Below are 21,243 nucleotides of genomic sequence, written 5' to 3' on the forward strand. Positions count from 1 at the left end.
CGAGGAGCTCACATGGGAAGAATGACACGGGGACCCCAAGCGGTGGCCCGGTGGAGTGCGCGCAACCCCTGGCGCGCAATAGGTTTGTGGCTGGCGCTGGTCATCGTGGCGGTAGGGTTCAGCGCGCTGATCCCCACCCAGAACGCGGACGACGCCGACTACCGGGTCGGTCAGTCCGGCCGGGCGGATCAGATGATCCACGAGGCGGGGCTCGCCGCTCCCGACACGGAGTACGTACTGATCACCGGAGACCGCGAGCAGGCGGTCACCGCTGCAGACCAGCTCGAAGCGGAACTCGCCGGTTCGCCGGAGGTGCAAGAAATCTCTGCGCCGGTGTTCTCACCCGAGGGAACGTTGTTGTCGTCGATATCGCTGCGAGCACCGCCGGGAGACGAGGATCCGGCCATCACCGACATCAAGGCCGCGGTCCGGACGATCACCGCTGATCACCCAGAACTCACCGTCGGCCAGTTCGGCGATGTCTCGGCCGATGAGGCCATCAACGAACGCGTCGCCGAAGATCTGCTCTCGGCCGAGATGATCAGCATCCCGATCACGCTCGGCATCATGCTGTTCGCCTTCGGTGCGCTCATCGCGGCCGGAATCCCCGTGTTGCTGGCGATCACCTCCGTCGTCGCAACGATCGGGATCTACGCGCCGATCTCCTACCTGGTGCCATCAGAGATGACCGCATCATCGGTGGTGATGCTCATCGGTATGGCTGTGGGGGTGGACTATTCGCTCTTCTACCTCAAACGCGAACGGGAAGAACGCCGTAAGGGCCACCATACGATCGACGCGGTCGAGATCGCTGCGGCCACGTCGGGTCACTCGATCATCGTCTCCGGGGTCGCGGTCATCGCGTCGCTGGCCGGTGTCTACGTGCTCGGCAGTGCCACGTTCAACTCGCTCGCGACGGCCGCGATCATCGTCGTCGCGGTTGCGGTGGTCGGATCGCTGACCGTGCTGCCGGCCCTGCTCGCCAAGCTGGGCAAGTGGGTCGACCGCCCACGGGTGCCACTGCTCTGGCGGGTCAACAACCGGATCGGTGAAGGCGGCATCTCGTCGCGCATCATCGGGCCCGTCATCCGCAGGCCGATGACCGCGCTGCTCGCCGGCCTGGTGGTGATGATCGCTCTCGCGGTGCCCGCCTTCTCGATGACGTTGCGTGGCGCCGGACTCGACACCCTGCCTCAGGATCTGCCCGAGGTCCAGGTGGCGCAGCAGATGAACGAGCAGTTCCCATCCGAAGGCCCGTCTGTGCGAGTCGTCGTCACCGGGGGCGATGCCGCTGCGGTCTTCGGAGCTCTGAACACCGTAGGCGCCGACGCCACCGAGAGCGGTGCCTGGACCGTCACCGGACCTGTCATCACCTCCGCCGGCGGCACCACCAGCGTGCTCGACCTGGCCAGCACGTATCCGCCCAACGATCCGAAGACCGACGACGCGCTGCTCACCCTTCGTGATTCGGTCGTACCCGAACAGGTCGACGCCGTGTCCGGGGCAGAATTCGCGGTCGGCGGCGACGTGGCCGAGCAGTACGACACCACCAAGGTGCAGGCCGACGGTCTGCCGATCGTCGTCGCGGTGATCCTGACGCTGACCATGCTGATGCTGATCGTGACCTTCCGGAGTCCGGTGATCGCACTGGTGTCCACGGCACTGAACCTGATGTCCGTGGGAGCCGCGTTCGGTGTGCTGGCGCTCGTGTTCCAGCACACCTGGGCCGAGGGCTTCCTCGACTTCACGTCCAACGGCACCGTCGTCGAGTGGATCCCGATGTTCATGCTCGCGGTGCTCGTCGGCCTGTCGATGGACTACCACGTGTTCGTCTTGAGCCGGATCAAGGAAGGTATCGACAAGGGACTACCGCCGACGGTGGCCGTGCGGGCCGGGGTCACCCAGACCGCCGGGGTCGTGACCAGCGCGGCGCTGGTGATGGTGTCGGTGTTCGCGCTGTTCGCGGCGCAGAGCATGGTCGAGATGAAGCAGATGGGGGTCGGGCTCGCGGTGGCGATCCTGATCGACGCGACCATCGTCAGATTGCTGCTGCTGCCCTCGATCCTGGTGCTGCTCGGCAACCGCGCCTGGTGGCCGCTGCGGACCAGGACCGATCAGCCGATCGCACCGGATCGTCAGGTCGTACCTGCACTTGTGTGAGGTGGTGCACAATTGAGGAGATGACCGAGAGCTGATCGAACTCCGCGGGCGGCCTTGCTGCCCGCGGAGTCCGGCCCGGAATGGAGGTAGCGATGGGCGAGACCGCACCCGCCCGCGACTTCTGGACCGCCCTCGGCCCCGGCGAAGACCCCGCCACCCGGCTGGCACAGGTCCGCCGGGCGCACGAGCTGTTCGTGCAGACCGGAACCCTCGCCCCCGCCACCGGCCCGACCTCGGTGCGATCAGTCGTCCGCGATTCGTGGATGCGATCGGTCAAAGGTGGCGTCAACCCGTCGGGCATGGTCGACGACGGTGATATGTCGTGGAACGACTTCCTCGAGTACCGCGCCCGCCACCCGATGGCGGCCGCCTACCCGTTGGTGCGTTCTCTCATGCTCGATGAAGTCTCCGACTCCGGCGTAGTGGTAGCGCTCACCGATGACGTGGGTCGGCTGTTGTGGGTAGAGGGTGACCACAAAGCGAGGGATCAGGCCGGCGACATCAATTTTGTCGAAGGAGCGTTGTGGGCAGAGCGTGTTGCCGGCACCAACGCTCCTGGTCTGGCCCTGGAGGTCGATCACGGGGTGCAGATCTTTGGCGCCGAACACTTTTCGGTTCCGGTTCAAGAATGGAACTGCGTCGCGGCGCCGGTGCACGATCCGGTTACCGGCGCGGTGATCGGGGTCATCGATGTGACCGGTGGCGAGCGGGTGGCGGCGCCCTTCGCGCTGTCGATGGTCAAGTCGGTGGTCGCGGCGGTCGAAAGTGAGTTGAGGGTCCGGACCCTCACCGCGGGCGGGCCGGCGATTCCCGCTCCCGCTGGTCCGACGTTGCTGGTCCTCGACGGCGACCGCTACTTCTGGCGCACCGGCGACGGTCCGGCGCTGCGTTTGTCGCGTCGGCATGCCGAGATCCTGGTGCTTCTCGGTGAGTATTCGGACGGTCTCGGCACCGAAGAAATCGCCACCATGCTCGCCGAAGACGGGATCGATCCGGTCACCGTGCGCGCGGAGATCTCCCGGCTACGACGTGACCTCGGCGCCGACCTCGTCGCGTCCAGGCCGTATCGGCTGACGCTGCCTGTCGACTCCGACATCAGCCAGGTGCGCCGGATGCTCAGGACCGGGGACGTCTCCGGAGCGATCGAGAAGTTCGGGAGAGGTGGTCTGCTGTCGGCGTCGCTGGCCCCGGGTCTCGGTGACCTCTTCGAAGAACTCAAGGAAGACCTGCGGTCGGCTGTGCTGACCGCCCGCGATCCCGAACTGCTGCGGGCCTGGACGGGGTCCGTCCACGGTAGGGAAGATCTCGCCGCGTGGCGTCGCTGGGCCCAGACCCTGACCCCGGGCCACCGTGACGAAGCCCTCGTCAAAGGCCGCGTCCGGCTTCTCGACCGCCGCTTCGGTATCTGAGATCAGTTTTCGTTTTTGTCTTCCTTCTTCGGCTTCTTCTCGTTGCCGTTTCCGTTTCTGTTGCCGTTGTTGCCGTTCCCGTTGCTGTTCCCGTTGTCGGTGGGGGCGGGGATCACCACGGTCGCGGTCTCTCGAGTGGTCGGCTCTTCGAGAACCGTCTGACCCGTGGTGGTGGGAGTTGTAGCCGACGTCGTGACATCCGACGGCGGCGTCGCGGGGCTGTCTGCGCCGTCTCGGGAGACGAGAACGATCACACCGACGAGCAGCGCGGCAATCACGGCAGCGATCACCCCGGCGATGGCGAGCGATCGCCGACCGGTCGCGGGAGGGTGCGCGGTGGCGGGTGTCGGCGGCTGAGGTCGCCCGGGGGGTGGGGCCGTGAATGGGGTGGTCGCCGGCGCCGGCGGAGGCGCTTGGAGTGCGGCTCGCAGTGCCGCCGCCGTCGAAAACCGTGTTGCAGGGTCGGGCGCCATCGCCCGTTCGACGGCGTGGACGAGGGCGGCATCAGCGTTCGGGTTCAACGCGGCGAGGGGCTCGGGTCGCTGCTGCAGGATGTTTCGCGCCATCGACGCGATGTTGTCCCCGGCGAAGGGCCGGCGACCGGTGATGGCCTCGTATCCGACCACGCCCACCGCGTAGATGTCGTCGCCCGCGGTGGCGGGCCTGCCTTCGATGCGCTGGGGGCTGAGGTAGGCGACGGTGCCCAGCACCTCTCCGGTGGTGGTGTGGGCGGAATCGGCGGTTTTGGCGATCCCGAAGTCACCGACCTTGACGATGCCGGTCGCAGAGAACAGGACGTTGCCCGGCTTGATGTCGCGGTGCAGGATGCCTGCCGCATGGGCAGCCGCAAGCGCGCTCAGCACATCGGACAGGATTGCGCGGACCCGATCCGGTGGCAGGGGTCCCGCCTCGATCTCCTCGGACAGGGTGCGCCCGGGCAGGCGTTCCATCACGATGTACGGGACACCCCGGTCCTCCCCGCTGTCGTACACCGAGACCACGTTCGGGTGGTTGAGGGTGGCTGCCGTGCTGGCTTCACTTTCGAATCGGATGCGGATATCGGCCTTGTCGGCGAACTCGGGCCGGAGCACCTTGACTGCCACCGGGCGCCGTAGCCGCTCGTCCCACGCGTCGTAGACGTCGCCCATTCCGCCGTGACCCAGGAGGGCACGAAGTCGGTAGCGCCCGGCGAGGATGGTGGGAACGGGCATCTCGTCACGCTAGCCGAACCCCGCCGATACCGATCAGTTGACGTCAGATGGTCAGTAGCATCGCAACATTGATCGCGGCGACGACGATGGCTCCGTAGAACGCTGCGCGGCCGGGTAACCGCATCGTGACGGCCGAGAGCACCGCGACCACCGCCAATCCGACCCACAGCCACCAGGTCGACGAATTGGCGACGACCAGAATCGCCGTCGCGGCGACCATCAGTGCGGCAGCGACCAGCGGTACCCGCCGCGCGCCGAGACGGTGGGGGAGCCCGTCGATGCCGGTCGCGGCGTCGTCATCGAGATCGGGCAGGGCGTTGAGCAGATGGGCGCCGACGCCCAGCAGCGCCGCCACTGCCACCATCCACGCGGGCGGCAACTCTCCGGGGTGCACTGCCAGCGATGCGATGACGGGCAGTGAACCGAATGCGACGGAGTATGGAAGCCACGACAGCACAGTGGCTTTGAAGTATGCGTTGTAGGCGAGCCCGGACCCCACACCCAGCAGCAGGTGGACCGTGCCCGCAGACCACCCACAGGCGAACGAGCCCACCACGCAGATCCCTGCCGCCGCCACGATGGCGACGACCACGGTGCGTGAGGTGAGTTCTCCTGTTGCCAAGGGTTTGTCGTGTCGCCCGACCTGTCGATCACGACTGCGGTCGAGGAAGTCGTTGCTCCAGCCGATGACGAGTTGACCGGAGAAGATGGCGATGACGATGGCGATCAACGTCCAGATGTCGGCCCCGTCTGCGACGGCCAGCAGGCCGGTGAAGACAGTCACGGCGACTGCCGGGACGGCGTGTCCTGCGCGGACCAGCGCGATCACGCCTCCGGACCGTCGCGGATTCACCGGGTGCCGCGGATGACGATGGCGGGGACGAGTTGTTCGGCGGTATCCCACGAGCCGTGATTGCCGATGAGCGCGGATTCGAGGGGTTCTGCCACCGAGCGGACCATGGCGGTGTCGCGGCGGGCGGCAGCGACCACATCGCCGATCCGAACCCGATGGTCCCCGGCCACGGTTTTGCCGAACCACCCGGCGTCGATGGCGTCGTCGCGACCCAGCACCGTGGCCCGGTCGCCGAGCATCGTCGTCCAGGTGTCGAGAACGTCGCCGGCGGCTCCCGCGTCGGAATACACGTGCCGGACCCGGGCTTCCCCGGCGATGGTCGTCACCCCCGTCGTCAGCTCATGGTGGAGATCGAGGTCGAAACGGCCTGCAGAGGTGTCGATCATGCCGTGGTCGCCGGTGACGATCACCTGCCGACCCGCGGGCATCGTGTCTGCGAGGGCGCCGACCATGGTGTCGACGAGGCGCAGCTGCTCACACCACGCCTGCGAACCCGGACCCTCGAGGTGGCCGGCGAGATCGAGACCTCCGTAATACGCGTATGCCAGGGTCGGCGCGGGTGTCATCATCTCCGCGAGGATCGACGCCTGCAGTTGACCGAGGTGATCGGCCGCGGTGGTCCTGTTCGCGCCCCGCCACGAGGCACGGGTGAGCCCGGATCCCTCGTGGTATCCGGGCACGATCGACACGGTGTCGAACCCTTGGGCCCGGCATCGCTCGAAGATGGTCGACTGCGTCTGGAACTCTTCGGGCACAACGGCTTTGCGCAGATCGTGATCGTGGTCGCCATGCACACACCACCGGAGCGTGTTCAGGACAGGCGTGGCGACGTCGCCACCGCCGGCTCGAAATGTGTACCCCATGATGCCGTGGGTGCCTGCGGACCGACCGGTGGACAGGCTGGTGATACTGACGGCGGTGGTCGCAGGGAAACCCGCGGCGACAGTCGTGGAATCGGCGAGACCCGCCGCGTTGAGGTGGGGTGCGATGTCAGGATGCGACGCGACCAGCTCGGCTCCGAGGCCGTCGATCAGCAGCACGGTGGCCGACTGGGCGGGTACCAATTGCAGCCGGTTGTCGAGGTCGGCGGCGCCGAGGGAGGCAGCCACCGATTCCAGGACGCAGGACAGAGGCGGCAGGCTGTTGCGCGGATCGAGTTCACTCATCGTCTTACGACGCTAGCGCGCGTACCGGCTTTCGGGGCAGAGAAATGAGCGAGGCGACGAGGAAACAGAGTGCTCCGATGAAGGTTCCCGCCTGGTCCACGAACGGCGCGACGACCTTCCCGCTCTCGGGGTCGATGTACGCGGCGACGGCGGAGAAACCGAAGGCGACGGAGCCGGCGGTGTTGAGGACGGTGGCCGTCCAGCCGGGGGCGTCGGGTTCGTCGCGACGCCGGTAGAGCTCGGTGGCGAACACGGCCAGTCCCGAACTGATGAGAAAGGCTGCGGAGCCGTAGACGTCGGGGCGCCAGCCGAAGCGGTCGGCGTCGACGATGGAATGCACGATGAACACCGCGCCGGTGCTGATGTTGAAGGCGATGGTCCCGGCGAACTGGACCATGGCAGACCACCACTCGGATCGATGGACCTCTCGTCCGACACGTACCGACCCCGCGATCGACGCGGTCGGTCCGCGCAGCGAACCGCACAGTTGCAGCTGCACGAATGCGGCGAACGTGAAGAACCACGAGCCGACGAAGAACGAGATGTTCGCGGCGGGCGCTCCGGCCCAGTGGGCGAAACCCGGCGCCGAGCCGAGCGCAAATAGCGCAGATCCCACCGCGAAGCCCCAGCACTCGGTGCGGACGTTGTGGCGGATCACGCGATGAGGTTATCCCGGCAGGTCGGGCGCCGAGTTTGCAGTTGCAACTTTGATGCAACGGCACCGCTCGTACTGTGTGCCTTACGTCACACGTGACCGCCCGGACAGGGGTGGGTCACGAGAGGGCCAACACAGGCACTGAAGGAGCACCGAACATGACCGTTTATGCCAATCCCGGAACACCCGGCGCAGTGATGAACTTCGAATCACGCTACGAGAACTGGATCGGTGGCAAGTGGACGCCGCCCGTGAAGGGCCAGTACTTCGAGAACCCGTCACCGGTGAACGGCAAGACCTTCACCGAGGTCGCCCGCTCGACCTCTGAGGACATCGACCTCGCACTGGACGCCGCCCACAAGGCCGCTCCGATGTGGGGCCGTACCTCGGTCGCGGAGCGTTCGCTCGCCCTGCTGCGTATCGCTGATCGCATGGAGGCCAACCTCGAGAAGATCGCCGTCGCCGAGTCCTGGGACAACGGCAAGGCCGTCCGCGAGACCCTCGCCGCCGACATCCCGCTGGCGATCGACCACTTCCGCTACTTCGCCGGGGCCCTCCGCGCCCAGCAGGGTGGCATCTCCGAGATCGACGAAGACACCGTGGCGTACCATTTCCACGAGCCCCTCGGCGTAGTGGGACAGATCATTCCGTGGAACTTCCCGATCCTCATGGCCGTGTGGAAGCTGGCTCCCGCCCTCGCTGCCGGCAACGCGGTGGTTCTCAAGCCTGCCGAGCAGACCCCGGCTTCGATCCTGCTCCTGGTCGACCTGATCAAGGATCTGCTCCCGGCCGGCGTGCTCAACATCGTCAACGGATTCGGCGTCGAAGCAGGCAAGCCGCTCGCCTCGAGCAACCGCATCCGGAAGATCGCCTTCACCGGTGAGACCACCACCGGCCGCCTGATCATGCAGTACGCCTCCGAGAACATCATCCCGGTGACCCTGGAACTCGGTGGAAAGAGCCCCAACATCTTCTTCGCCGACGTGATGGCGCAGGATGACGGCTTCCGTGATCGTGCGCTCGAAGGTTTCACCATGTTCGCCCTCAACCAGGGCGAGGTCTGCACCTGCCCGAGCCGCGCGCTGATCCAGGAATCGATCTACGACGACTTCATCGATCTCGCCGTGGCGCGCACCAAGAAGATCAAGCAGGGCAACCCGCTGGACACCGACACCATGATGGGTGCGCAGGCATCCAACGATCAGTTCGAGAAGATCTCGTCCTACCTGTCGATCGGTAAAGAAGAGGGTGCTCAGGTGCTCACCGGCGGTGAGATCGTCGAGCTCGACGGCGATCTCGCAGGCGGCTACTACATCCAGCCGACGATCTTCGCCGGCACCAACCGGATGCGCATCTTCCAGGAAGAGATCTTCGGCCCGGTCCTGTCGGTGACCAAGTTCTCGGACTACGCCGACGCGCTCTCCATCGCCAACGACACCCTGTACGGCCTCGGCGCCGGCGTGTGGACGCGTGACGGCGCCACCGCCTACCGTGCGGGACGTGAGATCCAGGCCGGACGCGTGTGGACGAACACGTACCACGACTACCCGGCACACGCGGCCTTCGGCGGCTACAAGCAGTCCGGCATCGGACGCGAGAACCATCTGATGATGCTCGAGCACTACCAGCAGACCAAGAACCTGCTGGTGGGTTACGCTCAGGAGGCCAAGGGCTTCTTCTGATCGGGAGCTGCTAGCCAAGAGCGACAAGAGATTTCATCAGAAAAGAGACCGTGATGACTGCTACTGACAGAGTCGTCGCAACTGACTCCGCCGTGGAGCTCCTGACCAAGTTGTCGGAGCTCCACGGCGGCCTCATGATTCACCAGTCCGGTGGATGTTGTGACGGATCAGCGCCCATGTGCTACCCCGCGGGTGAGTTCCGGGTGGGAAGTCGCGACGTCCTGCTCGGCGAAATCGAGCTGCCCGAACTCCTTCCCGCAGTGCGGGTCTGGATCCAGGGCGACCAGTATGAGCTGTGGAAACACACCCAGTTGATCCTCGACGTCGTCAAGGGACGCGGCGCAGGCTTCAGCCTCGAGGCGCCCGAAGGGGTTCGATTCCTCGCCCGGTCGCGGGTCTTCGACGAAGCAGAGAACACCTGGCTCGACGCCTGCCCACCCCGCAAGGGTGCCGACGTCACCTAGGACACGTGAACTCCGAGAGCCCACCACATTCGGAGCCATGAGGGACTGCCGAGGGCTATCTACCCTCGCCGGCCCCTCACGGGGACGTTTGTGGTGACCAATCGGGCGCGACGGTCGATAGGATTCATACATGCGCGAGGTATCTGTGGTGCTGTTCGACGGCTTCGAATTGCTCGACGTCTTCGGCCCCGTGGAAATCCTCAGCGTCCTTCCCGAGCAGTTCCGGATCACGATGGTGGCTGCGGAGGCGGGGCTGGTCGCGAGTTCGCAGGGGACGCGCGTCGAGGCGACCGCGGGCTTCGCCGACGCAGCGTCCCCCGACATCGTCATGGTCCCCGGCGGCATCGGGTCGCGACCCCTGGTGGACGACGAGCACTATCTCGAGCAGCTCCGGACCTACGTGAGCGGCGCACAACTGGTGACCTCCGTGTGCACCGGTTCGGCGATTCTCGCCGCAGCAGGACTGCTCGACGGATATCGGGCCACCTCGAACAAGCGGTCGTTCGATTGGGTTGCCACACAGGGAAGTTCGGTCAGCTGGGAGCGGCGGGCCCGCTGGGTGCAGGACCGGGATCGCTGGACATCGTCGGGTGTGGCGGCCGGCATCGACATGACCGCCGCTCTGATCGCGGACCTCGTCGACACCGAGACCGCGCAGCATGCGGCCGCGGTCATCGAGTATGCGCCGCACACCGATCCGGACAACGATCCTTTCGCCGACCAGTAGCAGCCGCGACCGCAGCGCGTTTCGGCACGGCCGAGGCGAGGTATCTGGCGAAGGTCGGTCGAACGTCGATGCAGGAGTGAGGTGGACCCGATGGCTTCGAAGGCGCAAGACGCTGTCGCCGAGGTGTGGGACGACTGGCGGGATGCGGTGAACATGACGGCGAAGGAGTTGGAAGACTTCTTGGAGACCTCAGAGTCGAAATCTGTCGGGGACAAGGCTTCCGGTGGTGAGTCGACCGGCCACGAGTCGGGCCGTCGGATCGTGGAGATCGAACGCTCGAAGAAGGGCGATTTGACCGACGACGACGCCGCGCACATGCGCAAGGTCGTCGGGTACGTACATCGGCACCTGGCACAGCGTCCGTCCGGTGACGTAGAGAACTCGGCGTGGCGATACTCACTCATGAACTGGGGCCACGACCCCACGAAGTGACGATGCCGGGGCCGGAGTTCGCAGCGTGTGTCGAATCCGGACAATACGGGCACACTGGGGCCTATGGGCAGATCTGATGTGGTGGCAATCGTGCAAGCCGGTGGCAAGGGCTCGCGAATGGACGTGTTGACCGAGTCGCGGGCCAAACCGGCTCTCCCTTTCGGCGGGAACTACCAATTGATCGACTTTCCGCTGTCCACCCTGCACCGCAGCGGGATCGACGAGGTCTGGCTGTGCGTGCAGTACGAGGCGCACTCGCTGCTCGAACAGGTGGCGGGAGGCCGTCCGTGGGATCTCGATCGCACCGGTGGCGGTCTGCGATTCGTGTTGCCGCAGGAGACGAGCGACGACGCCACCGAGGACGGATTCGCCACCGGAAACGCCGACCTGCTCTACCGAATCCGTGGACAGATAGCAGACCGTTCGCCGGAGGAGGTCATCGTCATGAGCGCTGATCATGTCTATTCTTTCGATCTCGAGGATGCGCTGCAGACCCACCGGGCAGCGGGTGCAGAATGCACCGTCGTGACCACCACCTGTCCGCGTGACGAGGCGTCTTCGCATGCGACGGTCACCGCGAACAAGGCCGGCAAGGTCACGGGTTTCGCGTACAAACCCGAGCGTCCGACGACGAGCGTCATCGCCGCGGAGATCTTCGTCTACGACCCGAAGGTGCTCGTCGCAGCGTTGGAAGAACTGATCGATCGCACCACCGACGACAACGACGACGACGGTGACACCGGGCTCGGCGACTTCGGTGAACACCTGGTGCCCTGGTTCGTCGATCGCGGTAAGACTGTCGCGCACCGGATGCCGGGTTACTGGATTGACGCCGGGCGACCCGAGACGTTCATGCAGGCCCACCGCGACCTCATCGACGGCACCATCGATCTCGCCGATCCCCGCTGGCCGATCTTGACCCGTCAGCCGCAGCGGCCCGCCGCTCGGATCGCCGCGAGTGCGACCGTGGTCGACAGCATGATCAGCAGCGGTGCCCACGTACTGGGTGAAGTCCGGCGCAGCGTCATCGGGCCCGGCGCCATCGTCGAGCGCGGCGCCACGGTGAGCGATTCGATCGTGTTCGCCGACAGTGTCATACAGGCGGATGCGACCGTCGACTGGTCGATCATCGACGAACGGGTGGTGGTCGGACGCGGGGCATCGGTGGGTGGTCGGCCGCGGTCGCGCCCGGTGCCGAGCGAGAAGATCACCATTGTCGGAATGGACGCGACCGTTGCCAAGAAGTCGCGGGTCGCGCTCGGCGATCGGGTGTCGCCGTCGGGTCGCGTCAGCCGCTGATCGCGAGATCGAACTGCGGTGAGCGACGCTTACGTACCGTGGAGGGATGAGGCGGAAGCGGAAGGATCGCGAGTCGGGCGGCGCAGAGTGTGAGGCCGAAAGTACTGCGGTCGACTACTTGCCGATTGCCGACCACGGTGTCATAGGTGACCTGAGGACCGCAGCGGTCATCGGCATCGATGGCCGGATCGACTGGTTCTGCTGTCCGCGCTTCGACTCGCCGAGTGTGTTCGGGTCTCTCCTCGATGCCGACGGCGGCGGCGTGTGGTCGATCGAGCAGATCGATGGCGACGTCACGACGCGCCAGTTCTACCTTCCGGACTCCAACGTGCTGGTCACCCGCTTCATGAGTGACGACGGGGTCGCCGAGGTGCAGGACCTCATGCCGCTGGTGGAAGCAGGCCGCACCGACCACCGCACCCGAATTGTCCGGCGATTCGAATGTGTCCGGGGTGCAGTCAGATTTCGGACCGTGGTGGCGCCGCGTCTGGACTACGGCCGGGCCGCGCACAGCCTCGAACTCGACGGAGATACCCGCGCCCAGTTCACCGGTGCCGATCTGACGCTGCACCTGGCGGCGACGCAGCCATTGATCCAGAACGACGACCGCTCCGTCACTGCCGAGTTCGAGATGTCCGTAGGTGAGAGCGCCACGTTCGTGCTGGCTGCCGAGCCGATTTCCGAGGAGTGTTTCGAGCTCGACAGCTCGCCGGACATCGTGCATTCGACAGTCGACTTCTGGCAGAGCTGGGTGTCGCAGTCCGACTACACGGGCCGGTGGCGCGAGATGGTTCACCGCTCGGCACTGGTGCTGAAGTTGCTCACCCACGAGCCTTCGGGCGCGATCGTGGCGGCGGTGACCATGGGGCTGCCGGAAGAGATCGGCGGCGAGCGCAACTGGGACTATCGGTACGTCTGGATCCGGGACGCGGCCTTCTCGCTGTACGCGTTGTTGCGTCTCGGCTTCACCTCTGAGGCAGCTGAATTCATGAAATGGCTGACACAACGGTTCTGCGGCGAGACCGATGAGTCGGACAACCGGGGACCTCTGCGGCTGATGTACACCGTCGACGGTGAGATGCCACCTGCGGAGACGGTGCTCGACCACTGGGCCGGCTACCGGGGTTCATCGCCGGTCATGTTCGGCAACAACGCTTCTGATCAGCTGCAGCTCGACATCTATGGCGAGTTGATCGATTCGGTTTATCTGTTCAACAAATACGGTGCGGGGATCTCCTACGAGTCGTGGGACCAGCTGTGTGCCGTGGCGGGCTGGCTCACGGAGAACTGGGACCAACCCGATCAGAGCATCTGGGAGCCCCGCGCCGAGCCGCAGAACTACGTGTATTCACGGCTGATGTGCTGGGTGGCGCTCGAACGGATGATCCGGGTCAGTCGGCAGCGCGGATTGCCCGGAGATGTCGCCGGCTGGATGTCGACCCGCGACGAAATCTTCGCGCAGATCATGGATCGTGGCTGGAACGACAAGCTCGAAGCCTTTGTCCAGACGTTGGATTCGGATCAACTCGATGCCTCGCTGTTGCTCATACCGGCGGTCAAGTTCCTCTCTCCGACCGACGACAGGTTCGTGAAGACTCTGACGGCGCTCGAGGAACACCTGGTCAGCGACTCGCTGGTATTTCGCTACGACGCGGCCGAAGGCTCCGATGGCCTGGCGGGCAGCGAGGGCACCTTCTCCCTCTGCTCGTTCTGGTACGTCGAGGCGCTCACGCGTTCGGGACGGGTCGCCGAAGCCAGGCTGGCGCTGGAGAAGATGTTCACGCACGCCAATCACCTCGGCATCTATGCCGAGCAGATCGGCGTCAACGGCGCTCAGCTGGGGAACATCCCGCAGGCCTTCACCCATCTCGCCCTGATCAGTGCCGCGATCAACCTCGATCGGAGGCTCGGCGACTGAGCCGGGCGCGCATCAGACCCAGCCGCGCATCATACCCAGCCGCAGTGCCCGACCAGATCCTCGGCAGCGGCTGGACCCGAGGAGTGGGGCGCATACGGCTGCGGCGCAGGCGGGTTCGCCAGCAATGGCGCCGCGACATCCCAGACATGGCTGAGCCCGTCGGGCCTGGTGAACAGCGAACGGTCACCGCGGAGAACGTCGTTGATCAACCGGGAGTACGGCGCGAGGCCATCGGCGACGGAGTCGAGGGGCAGGGACAGATGCCCGGTGGACAGCTTGGTCCCCGACCCTGGTTCCTTCACCGTCATCGTCATGTCGATCGCGCCGTCACCACTGAGGTCGAAGGTCAGGACCGTGCCGTCTGCGGGCGCGTCTGTGATGGGACCGTCGTCGGGGCGCCGGAAGACGAGACTGACGCGCTGCGCGCTGTGATCGAGCATCTTGCCGGTGCGCAGGACGAACGGCACATCGCGCCAGCGATCCGTATCGACCCAGAGGCGCGCTGCCACAAAGGTTTCCCGGGACGAGTCGTCCGCGATTCCCTTGGTCTCGCGGTACCCGTCGTATTGGCCGTAGACCACCTCTTTCGGATCCAGCGGCCGGAACGCAGCGATCACCGATTCGCGGGCGTCTTGCAGATCGTCGGCGTCGAGACTCACCGGTGGTTCCATCGCTACCTCCGCTGCGACCTGGAACAGGTGAGTCACCACCATGTCGAGGAATGCTCCGGTCGCGTCGTAGAACTCGGCACGATCGTCGATGTCGAGGGTCTCGGGCACATCGATCTGGACCTGCTCGACGTGTTCGCGGTTCCAGACGCCGGACACCATGCCATTCGCGAACCGCAGCACGTGGAGGTTCTGGGTGCTCTCCTTACCGAGGAAGTGGTCGATCCGGTAGACCTGCTTCTCGTCGAAGACCTTGTGGACGGCGACGTCGAGCTCGCGGAACTTCTCGGGCGACGTGCCGAACGGCTTCTCGTAGACGACGCGGGCATCGGTCGCGAGTTGATGAGCTCCCAAAGCTTCCGTGTAATCGATGAACGTTGTCGGCGGAAGCGCAATGTAATGAACGAGTTGAGCACTGCCGCCCAGCTTCTCGCGCAGGGTGTCGATGACCGAGGGGAGATCGCCCGGGTCGTCGACGGTGAACCCGCCCCCGGCGAAATGAACGTTCTTTGCGAACGCCTCCCACTCGGCGTCGTCGGGTGCGGTGGCGAACTCTGTGAGCGAGTCCTTGATGTGGTCCCTGAACTCGTCGTCAGAACGATGACCCCGGCCGTTCCCGATCAGTGCCCATGACGTCGGCAGGAGATTCTCCACGGCCAGCTCGTAGAACGAGGGAAGCACCATGCGCTTGGCGAGATCCCCGGTGGCGCCGAACAATACGAATATCACTGCCGGGGACTCATCGGGCATGTGCTGGCTCCTTGATGTCGGTGATACCTGGCTACCGAACAGTCTAGGTCAGTGATGCCGCGTCAACGGCGAGTCGCACGAACGAGGATCCAGGTCAGGATCACCGCGGCCAGCATGAAGGCCCCGACATACCCGGCGACGCCGACCCAGCCGGCGAGGGTGAAAGCGACGCCACCGAGCGCGCCGACAATCGAACTGCCGAGGTAGTAGCCGAGGAGATACAGCGACGAGGCTTCCGCGCGATGGGTGGTTGCCCGGGCGCTCACCCAGCCGCTCGCGACCGAATGGGCGGCGAAAAAGCCTGCGGTGAAGAGCAATATGCCGATGAGAACGGTGGGTAACCAGTCGGGCAGGCTCAAGGCGAGACCGCCGATCATCAGGATCACGGCGCCGACCAGGACGCGACTGCGGCCGAGTGAGTCGGACATACGGCCCGCCGTCGCCGACGACACGGTGCCGGCCAGGTACAGCAGGAAGACCAGGCCGGCCAGGGTGGCCGGCAGGTCGAACGGGCCGGCGATGAGTCGGTAACCCAGGAAGTTGTAGACGGTGACGAAGCCGCCCATCAGCACGAATGCCAGGCCGAACAGGCAGAGCAGCGGGGTGTCCCGCAGGTGGGCGGCGAGGTTGCGGACCGTCTGCATCGGCGCGACCGGCCTCGGCGCGAACTGCCGCGACGCCGGGACCTGTCGTGCGAACCAGACAGCGAACAACAGTGCCACCAGCGAGGCGATCTCCAGCGCCCACTGCCAGTCGGTGATGTCGATCGCCAGTGTGGGGATCATGCGGCCGACCAATCCGCCGATCGTGGTGCCGGCGACGTAGGTGCCCATCGCCGTACCCAGTGACGTCGCGTCGATCTCCTCGGCGAGGTAGGCCATCGCGACGGCAGGCACGCCTGCGCACAGGATTCCTTGCAGCGCCCGGCCTGCGAGCAGGACCTCGAAGGTCGGACTCCACGGCAACACCACGCCCAGGAGCGTCGCCGAGACCGCCGAGATCGTCATCACCCGCACGCGGCCGTACCGTTCGGACAGCACACTCGCCGGAACGATCGCGAGGGCGAGCAGGCCGGTGGCCACTGATACCGCCAGCGCGGACGTCGCAGGCGAGACGCCGTAGTGCTCGGAGAACACCGGGAGTAGTCCCTGCACGTAGTACAGGGTCATGAAAGTGGCCAAGCCGGCAGCGAACAGCGCCAGGCTGGCTCGCTTGTACCCGCGTTCGCCGACCCGATGACCGGATGGTGCGGGCAGGCAGCGCGTGGTGGAGGTGTCGGTTGCGCTCACTGTGTCCACAGTTCCAGGCTCAAGCCGTCGGCGGAAATGAATCAATCGCAGGTTGCTTATACCCTGGCTGCATAAGGAGGCCCTGCATGGAACACACCTGGTTTGTCACACTGGCCGAGCTGGAGAACATGTCCGCGGCCGCAGACGAGCTGCACGCCACTCAACCAACGCTGTCGCGGCAGCTCGGTCGCCTCGAACGCGACCTCGGGGTCGCACTGTTCGACCGTAAGGGAAAGCGTTTGGTGCTCAATGCTGCCGGGCGGATCTATCTCCGCCACGTCCGACGGGCAGTGGCGGAGATCGACGCCGCCCGATACGAACTCGCGGAACTGGCAAATCCCGTCGCAGGACGGATCGATCTAGGATTCCTTCATTCGTTCGGCATGTGGCTGGTGCCGACGCTGATCCGAGAGTTTCGGCGAGAGCCCTCACAGGTCGTGTTCGGGTTGGCGCAGGGCGCCGCAGAGGACATTCTGCAGCGCGTGCTCGGTGGTGAATCGGACGTTGCCATCGTCTCGCCTAGGCCCAACAACGTCGACGTCGGATGGGTGCCCATCATGCGGCAACATCTCGGGGTCGCGGTACCGGACGGGCACCGGCTGGCCCACCGGGACAGGCTGACGATCGCCGATGTGCGTGAGGAGAGCTTCGTTGCGATGGAAACCGGCTTCGGGATGCGCAGGATTCTGGAAGAACTTTGTGCCGCCGAGGATTTTCATCCAAGAATCACCTTCGAGTCGACCGAACTCGCCACCGTCGCGGGGCTCGTGGCAGCGGGGCTCGGAGTCGCGGTGATGCCGGTCGAGCACGATCCGCAGCTTCCCGCCGGCGTCGTGCTGATCGTTCTGGACGGTCCCGCGAACATTCGGGAGGTGGGACTGATCTGGAAGCGCGACACCGCGATGAGTCCGGCCGCGGCCAGGTTCAGGGATTTCGTTTCCGGGTGGGCGAACAACAATGACGGCGGGATCGCCACCGGCACGTAGCAGGACCGACCGGGGAGGTCCCGATTACTTCCGGCGACTGACATGGTCATCACAACCGAATACGACTCACACCGTGTGCGTCTGAGCTTTGGAAGGACACGTCACATGACTGCGCCCAAAGGACCGGCTTCCTACTTTCCGTCGATCGAGAAGAAATACGGGCGACCTGTTGCCGAGTGGCTGACGCTGATCAGGAGTTCACCCCTGACCAAGCACGGTGAACTCGTGACCTGGCTGAAGACCGATCACGGGCTCGGACATGGGCACGCCAACGCGCTGGTCGCGTATGTCCGAAAGGAAGACGGGGCCTGATGTGTGGCCCCGAGCCCTGACCGTCTGTTGACGGAGGATCATGTCGTCAGTGGAGACGACCGATACCGCGGTGGACAGCACCTCCGAGACGACGCGGTCGCAACCGTGGTGGCGCAGGCAGCTGAATCGATACGCCTACAGCGGGATGGTGGTGGCGGTGGTGTTGCTGCTGCTGTCCCTGACCCCCTCCTTGCTGCCCAGGGGACCGCTGTTCCAGGGTGTGGTCAGCGGAGGGTCGGCGGCGGTGGGGTACGCGCTCGGTGTGTTCGGTGCCTGGCTGGCCGGATTCATGATGTCGCGGACCGAGCCGTGGCCCAGTCCGAATCGATGGTGGTGGATCGGTCTCGGCGCAGCGTCGGCGGTCTGCATCCCGTTGATGTTCTATTGGTTCTCGGTGTGGCAGAGCGAGGTTCGAGACCTCATGGGTGTCGAGCATCTGCGGTGGACGGCGTACCCGACGAGCGTGGTGATCACCGTCGTGGTGTTCGTATTGCTGATGTCGATTGGGCAGGCATGGGGCGCCCTGGTCCGGTTCCTGGTCCGCAAGCTCAACAAGATCGCACCCCCGCGCGTCTCAGCGTTTGTCGGATTCGGGATCGTCGTCGCCCTCACCGTGGTCGTGCTCAACGGTGTGGTCGCCAGGTACTCGATGGAGTGGTTGAACTCCAGCTTCGCCGCGGTCAACGAGGAGACCACCGCAGACTCGTCGCCTCCGGCCACCACGCTGCGTTCCGGCGGGCCCGGGTCGTACGTCTCGTGGGGCTCGCTGGGCAAGCAGGGCCGGATCTTTGTGTCCAACGGACCGGATCAGACTGCACTGGAGGAGTTCAATGGAGCGCCCGCGATGGAGCCGATCCGCGCGTTCGTCGGACTCGGATCAGGTGACGACCTGAGAGCGAATGCGGAACTGGCCGCGCGAGAACTCGAACGGTCCGGCGGTCTGGATCGCGCAGTGGTGGCGGTGGCGTCGACCACGGGGACGGGCTGGATTAACCGGGCGACCGTCGACTCCATCGAGTACATGTACAACGGGGACACAGCGACAGTGAGTATGCAGTACTCCTACCTACCGAGCTGGCTGTCCTTTCTCGTCGACCAGGAGCGGGCCCGGCAGGCAGGGCAGGCCCTGTTCGAAGCAGTGTCGAAGCGGGTCTCGGACATCCCGGAGGCGCAGCGACCAAAGCTGGTGGTGTTCGGCGAGAGCCTCGGATCCTTCGGCGGGGAGTCGGCGTTCGGCACCATCCCCGACGTGGCCGCGCGTACCGACGGCGCCTTGTTCGTCGGCCCGACCTTCAACAACACGCTGTGGGACGACACCTCCGGAAACCGCGATCCGGGCTCCCCGGAATGGCTGCCGGTCTATGAGAACGGCGAGACGGTGCGCTTCATCGCCGAGCAGTCCGACCTCGATCGCCCCGCAGCTCCATGGGAGGAGGACCGGCGGGTGGTCTACCTGCAGCATGCTTCCGATCCGATTGCGTGGTGGTCACCCAATCTGATTCTGCAGAAACCTGATTGGCTCCGCGAAGACCGGGGTCGGGACGTCCTGTCGTCGATGCAATGGATCCCGTTCGTGACCTTCCTGCAGGTGTCCGCTGACATGGCGGTGGCCACCGGCGTTCCCGATGGGCATGGTCACAACTATCTGTCTGCGATCCCCTACGCGTGGTCGGCGATCTTGCAGCCGCCGGGCTGGACCGATCAGAAGACCGAGAAACTCCTGCCGCTGTTGTCGCGGAATTGATCATCCTCACACCGAATTCGCAGGTGGAACAGTAAGAGTTTGCGAAATGAAATGGCGGGGTAGCTATCGGTCATCATCACCGAGAGGACCAGATATGACCACCCCGATCAACGAGACCGGCACAGGCACGACCACGACCACCACCCAGAAGAGGGGCGGTCGCGTATCGACGATCATCGGACTGATCGTCGCCGCGGTGCTGGTCGTCGCCTTCATCGTTTTCGTCACCCAGAACACCGAACAAGTCCAGATCGAGTTCTTCGGTCTCAATCTCGACCTCGCGCAAGGCGTGGCGTTGTTACTCGCCGCAGTGGTCGGATTTCTCATCGCCGTACTGGGTGCGGGCGTCCTGCGTCTGCGCAGCAAGGTGCGCAGACGCCGAAGCTGAGGGCAACGGAGGCCCGAAGACGTAGAAAACCCTCCTCGAACAAACATTCGACAAATCTAGGTTCTCGAGGTACTGTCGGCTGTAGAGAAACTCTTTTGGCGACGAATCCTTTCTGGTTGTTGTTGTCCGCGTGTGTTTCTGGGGCTGGGGGGCCTGCATGTCTGATGGTGTCGTCATCGATTCGCCGGTTGTTGGTGCGGTGGCGGGCCTTGACGCGGCTATCGCACAGTTGGCTGAGTTGGATCTGACGGCGTTCTCCGATTCTGATTGCGTGCGGTTGACTGAGCGATTGGAGATCGCCGCGAGGCGGTTGCAGTCAGCGTCGTTGCCGGTGTTGCGGGAAGTTGCTGTGCGGCGGGCGTATTCGACGGCGGGGTGTTCGTCTCCGGCGGCGGTGTTGACGTCGATGACGCGGATGCGCCCGGGTGCTGCGAAGGCGCGGGTGGAGGCGATGGATGCGTTGACGCCGTCGGTGACTCCGAGTGGTGAGGTGATCGGTCCGCGGTTCCCGGAAACAGCGCAGTTGTTGGCCGCGGGTGTGATCGACCTCGATCATGTCGGGGTGGTGATCGAGGTGATGGCGGATATCCCGCACAAGATCGATGCCGAGCAGCGCGCGAACACCGAGGTCGCGTTGGCCGATCTGTGCCGCAAGTATCCGCCGGGGCAGGTCAAGACGATCGGTGAGCGGATCGTCGACTACTTGGATCCCGACGGCAAACTCGCTGACGATGTTGATCGCGCGAAGAAGCGGGGTGTCGATCTGGGTAAGCCGGCGACGGATTTCATGGCGAAGGTGGCCGGTCATCTGGATCCGACGACGACGGCGTTGATGGAAGTGATGTTGGGGGTGTGGGCGGCGCCGGGGATGAACAATCCCGATGATGAGTTGTCCCCGTCGGGGGCTGCCGATGACCCGGCACTGGATCCTGCGGTTCTGCAGGCCGCGGCGGACAATGATCTTCGTACGCAGTCGCAGCGTAATCATGACGCTCTCAAGGCGATGCTCATGTATCTGCTCGAGTCCGGACAGCTCGGCAAGACTCATCGCGGGTTGCCGGTGCAGTTGATCATCACCATGACCAAAGACCAACTCGACGAAGCACTTCGGGAGCAAGAAGCCGCCGCCG

Annotated in this window: 19 protein-coding genes; 13 read left to right on the plus strand and 6 right to left on the minus strand. The window is 65.1% G+C overall.

Annotated features, from left to right (window positions below; translation table 11 throughout):
- The first annotated feature begins 12 nt into the window (after window positions 1–12).
- Together BH683_RS19570 and BH683_RS19575 are read left to right on the plus strand one after the other, a co-directional pair.
- Window positions 13–2,160: an MMPL family transporter gene (locus BH683_RS19570; protein WP_246833476.1), complete on the plus strand. Its 2,148-nt coding sequence runs from the start codon at window positions 13–15 to the stop codon at window positions 2,158–2,160.
- A 92-nt stretch (window positions 2,161–2,252) separates the two neighbouring features.
- Complete coding sequence (locus BH683_RS19575; RefSeq protein WP_084837935.1) at window positions 2,253–3,569, plus strand: diguanylate phosphodiesterase; 1,317 nt, start codon at window positions 2,253–2,255, stop codon at window positions 3,567–3,569.
- A 2-nt stretch (window positions 3,570–3,571) separates the two neighbouring features.
- Here BH683_RS19575 and BH683_RS19580 read toward each other — a convergent pair whose 3' ends face one another.
- The 4 genes from BH683_RS19580 to BH683_RS19595 are packed head-to-tail and all read right to left on the minus strand — an operon-like array spanning window position 3,572 to window position 7,457.
- Window positions 3,572–4,780, minus strand: a complete 1,209-nt coding sequence (locus tag BH683_RS19580) for a serine/threonine-protein kinase (protein ID WP_084837936.1) — start codon at window positions 4,778–4,780, stop codon at window positions 3,572–3,574.
- Window positions 4,781–4,823: 43 nt separating this feature from the next.
- Window positions 4,824–5,609, minus strand: coding sequence for a UbiA family prenyltransferase (locus tag BH683_RS19585; protein WP_246833477.1), 786 nt, complete (start codon window positions 5,607–5,609; stop codon window positions 4,824–4,826).
- 20 nt (window positions 5,610–5,629) lie between these two features.
- Window positions 5,630–6,799 carry an alkaline phosphatase family protein gene (locus BH683_RS19590; protein ID WP_084837937.1) on the minus strand — a complete coding sequence of 390 codons (1,170 nt, stop codon included), beginning with the start codon at window positions 6,797–6,799 and terminating at the stop codon, window positions 5,630–5,632.
- Between the two features lie 4 nt (window positions 6,800–6,803).
- Window positions 6,804–7,457, minus strand: a complete 654-nt coding sequence (locus tag BH683_RS19595) for a hypothetical protein (RefSeq protein ID WP_084837938.1) — start codon at window positions 7,455–7,457, stop codon at window positions 6,804–6,806.
- A 155-nt stretch (window positions 7,458–7,612) separates the two neighbouring features.
- Here BH683_RS19595 and BH683_RS19600 point away from each other — a divergent pair, with 155 nt between their 5' ends.
- The 6 genes from BH683_RS19600 (at window position 7,613) to BH683_RS19625 (ending at window position 13,976) form a co-directional block, all read left to right on the plus strand.
- Window positions 7,613–9,136 (plus strand): aldehyde dehydrogenase family protein, encoded by a 1,524-nt coding sequence (locus BH683_RS19600; protein ID WP_084837939.1) that lies wholly within the window; start codon window positions 7,613–7,615, stop codon window positions 9,134–9,136.
- Between the two features lie 53 nt (window positions 9,137–9,189).
- Entirely contained in the window at window positions 9,190–9,600 is a 411-nt protein-coding gene (locus BH683_RS19605; protein ID WP_084837940.1) for a DUF779 domain-containing protein, read from the plus strand.
- Between the two features lie 130 nt (window positions 9,601–9,730).
- Window positions 9,731–10,327 carry a DJ-1/PfpI family protein gene (locus BH683_RS19610; RefSeq protein ID WP_084837941.1) on the plus strand — a complete coding sequence of 199 codons (597 nt, stop codon included), beginning with the start codon at window positions 9,731–9,733 and terminating at the stop codon, window positions 10,325–10,327.
- A 90-nt stretch (window positions 10,328–10,417) separates the two neighbouring features.
- On the plus strand, window positions 10,418–10,759 hold the full coding sequence (locus BH683_RS19615) for a DUF3140 domain-containing protein (protein WP_084837977.1): 342 nt from the start codon (window positions 10,418–10,420) through the stop codon (window positions 10,757–10,759).
- A gap of 63 nt (window positions 10,760–10,822) precedes the next feature.
- On the plus strand, window positions 10,823–12,058 hold the full coding sequence (locus tag BH683_RS19620) for a sugar phosphate nucleotidyltransferase (protein ID WP_084837942.1): 1,236 nt from the start codon (window positions 10,823–10,825) through the stop codon (window positions 12,056–12,058).
- 46 nt (window positions 12,059–12,104) lie between these two features.
- The gene (locus BH683_RS19625) at window positions 12,105–13,976 is read left to right on the plus strand and encodes a glycoside hydrolase family 15 protein (protein ID WP_084837943.1); all 1,872 of its coding nucleotides are present in this window, start codon (window positions 12,105–12,107) and stop codon (window positions 13,974–13,976) included.
- Between the two features lie 29 nt (window positions 13,977–14,005).
- Here BH683_RS19625 and BH683_RS19630 read toward each other — a convergent pair whose 3' ends face one another.
- Together BH683_RS19630 and BH683_RS19635 are read right to left on the minus strand one after the other, a co-directional pair.
- Window positions 14,006–15,394, minus strand: coding sequence for a glucose-6-phosphate dehydrogenase (NADP(+)) (locus BH683_RS19630; protein WP_084837944.1), 1,389 nt, complete (start codon window positions 15,392–15,394; stop codon window positions 14,006–14,008).
- 62 nt (window positions 15,395–15,456) lie between these two features.
- The gene (locus BH683_RS19635) at window positions 15,457–16,650 is read right to left on the minus strand and encodes an MFS transporter (protein WP_246833485.1); all 1,194 of its coding nucleotides are present in this window, start codon (window positions 16,648–16,650) and stop codon (window positions 15,457–15,459) included.
- Window positions 16,651–16,769: 119 nt separating this feature from the next.
- Here BH683_RS19635 and BH683_RS19640 point away from each other — a divergent pair, with 119 nt between their 5' ends.
- The 5 genes from BH683_RS19640 to BH683_RS19660 all read left to right on the plus strand — a co-directional run.
- Complete coding sequence (locus BH683_RS19640) at window positions 16,770–17,669, plus strand: LysR family transcriptional regulator (protein WP_084837945.1); 900 nt, start codon at window positions 16,770–16,772, stop codon at window positions 17,667–17,669.
- A 105-nt stretch (window positions 17,670–17,774) separates the two neighbouring features.
- A complete protein-coding gene (locus BH683_RS19645) occupies window positions 17,775–17,981 on the plus strand; it encodes a DUF4287 domain-containing protein (RefSeq protein ID WP_084837979.1) in 207 nt (68 codons plus the stop codon).
- 40 nt (window positions 17,982–18,021) lie between these two features.
- The gene (locus BH683_RS19650; RefSeq protein WP_084837946.1) at window positions 18,022–19,725 is read left to right on the plus strand and encodes an alpha/beta-hydrolase family protein; all 1,704 of its coding nucleotides are present in this window, start codon (window positions 18,022–18,024) and stop codon (window positions 19,723–19,725) included.
- A 94-nt stretch (window positions 19,726–19,819) separates the two neighbouring features.
- Window positions 19,820–20,113 (plus strand): lipopolysaccharide assembly protein LapA domain-containing protein, encoded by a 294-nt coding sequence (locus BH683_RS19655; protein WP_084837947.1) that lies wholly within the window; start codon window positions 19,820–19,822, stop codon window positions 20,111–20,113.
- Window positions 20,114–20,270: 157 nt separating this feature from the next.
- On the plus strand, window positions 20,271–21,243 hold a 973-nt coding region (locus tag BH683_RS19660), incomplete at its 3' end, for a DUF222 domain-containing protein (protein ID WP_143696095.1).

Source organism: Williamsia sp. 1138 (assembly GCF_002095435.2).
Taxonomy (GTDB): domain Bacteria; phylum Actinomycetota; class Actinomycetes; order Mycobacteriales; family Mycobacteriaceae; genus Williamsia.

Coding starts and splice junctions, on each gene's coding strand:
- BH683_RS19575 (WP_084837935.1), top strand. CDS start 2,253: ATGGGCGAGACCGCACCCGCCCGCGACTTCTGGACCGCCCTCGGCCCC.
- BH683_RS19655 (WP_084837947.1), top strand. CDS start 19,820: ATGACCACCCCGATCAACGAGACCGGCACAGGCACGACCACGACCACC.
- BH683_RS19580 (WP_084837936.1), bottom strand. CDS start 4,780: ATGCCCGTTCCCACCATCCTCGCCGGGCGCTACCGACTTCGTGCCCTC.
- BH683_RS19650 (WP_084837946.1), top strand. CDS start 18,022: ATGTCGTCAGTGGAGACGACCGATACCGCGGTGGACAGCACCTCCGAG.
- BH683_RS19610 (WP_084837941.1), top strand. CDS start 9,731: ATGCGCGAGGTATCTGTGGTGCTGTTCGACGGCTTCGAATTGCTCGAC.
- BH683_RS19645 (WP_084837979.1), top strand. CDS start 17,775: ATGACTGCGCCCAAAGGACCGGCTTCCTACTTTCCGTCGATCGAGAAG.
- BH683_RS19605 (WP_084837940.1), top strand. CDS start 9,190: ATGACTGCTACTGACAGAGTCGTCGCAACTGACTCCGCCGTGGAGCTC.
- BH683_RS19600 (WP_084837939.1), top strand. CDS start 7,613: ATGACCGTTTATGCCAATCCCGGAACACCCGGCGCAGTGATGAACTTC.
- BH683_RS19590 (WP_084837937.1), bottom strand. CDS start 6,799: ATGAGTGAACTCGATCCGCGCAACAGCCTGCCGCCTCTGTCCTGCGTC.
- BH683_RS19615 (WP_084837977.1), top strand. CDS start 10,418: ATGGCTTCGAAGGCGCAAGACGCTGTCGCCGAGGTGTGGGACGACTGG.
- BH683_RS19570 (WP_246833476.1), top strand. CDS start 13: ATGGGAAGAATGACACGGGGACCCCAAGCGGTGGCCCGGTGGAGTGCG.
- BH683_RS19640 (WP_084837945.1), top strand. CDS start 16,770: ATGGAACACACCTGGTTTGTCACACTGGCCGAGCTGGAGAACATGTCC.
- BH683_RS19620 (WP_084837942.1), top strand. CDS start 10,823: ATGGGCAGATCTGATGTGGTGGCAATCGTGCAAGCCGGTGGCAAGGGC.
- BH683_RS19630 (WP_084837944.1), bottom strand. CDS start 15,394: ATGCCCGATGAGTCCCCGGCAGTGATATTCGTATTGTTCGGCGCCACC.
- BH683_RS19625 (WP_084837943.1), top strand. CDS start 12,105: ATGAGGCGGAAGCGGAAGGATCGCGAGTCGGGCGGCGCAGAGTGTGAG.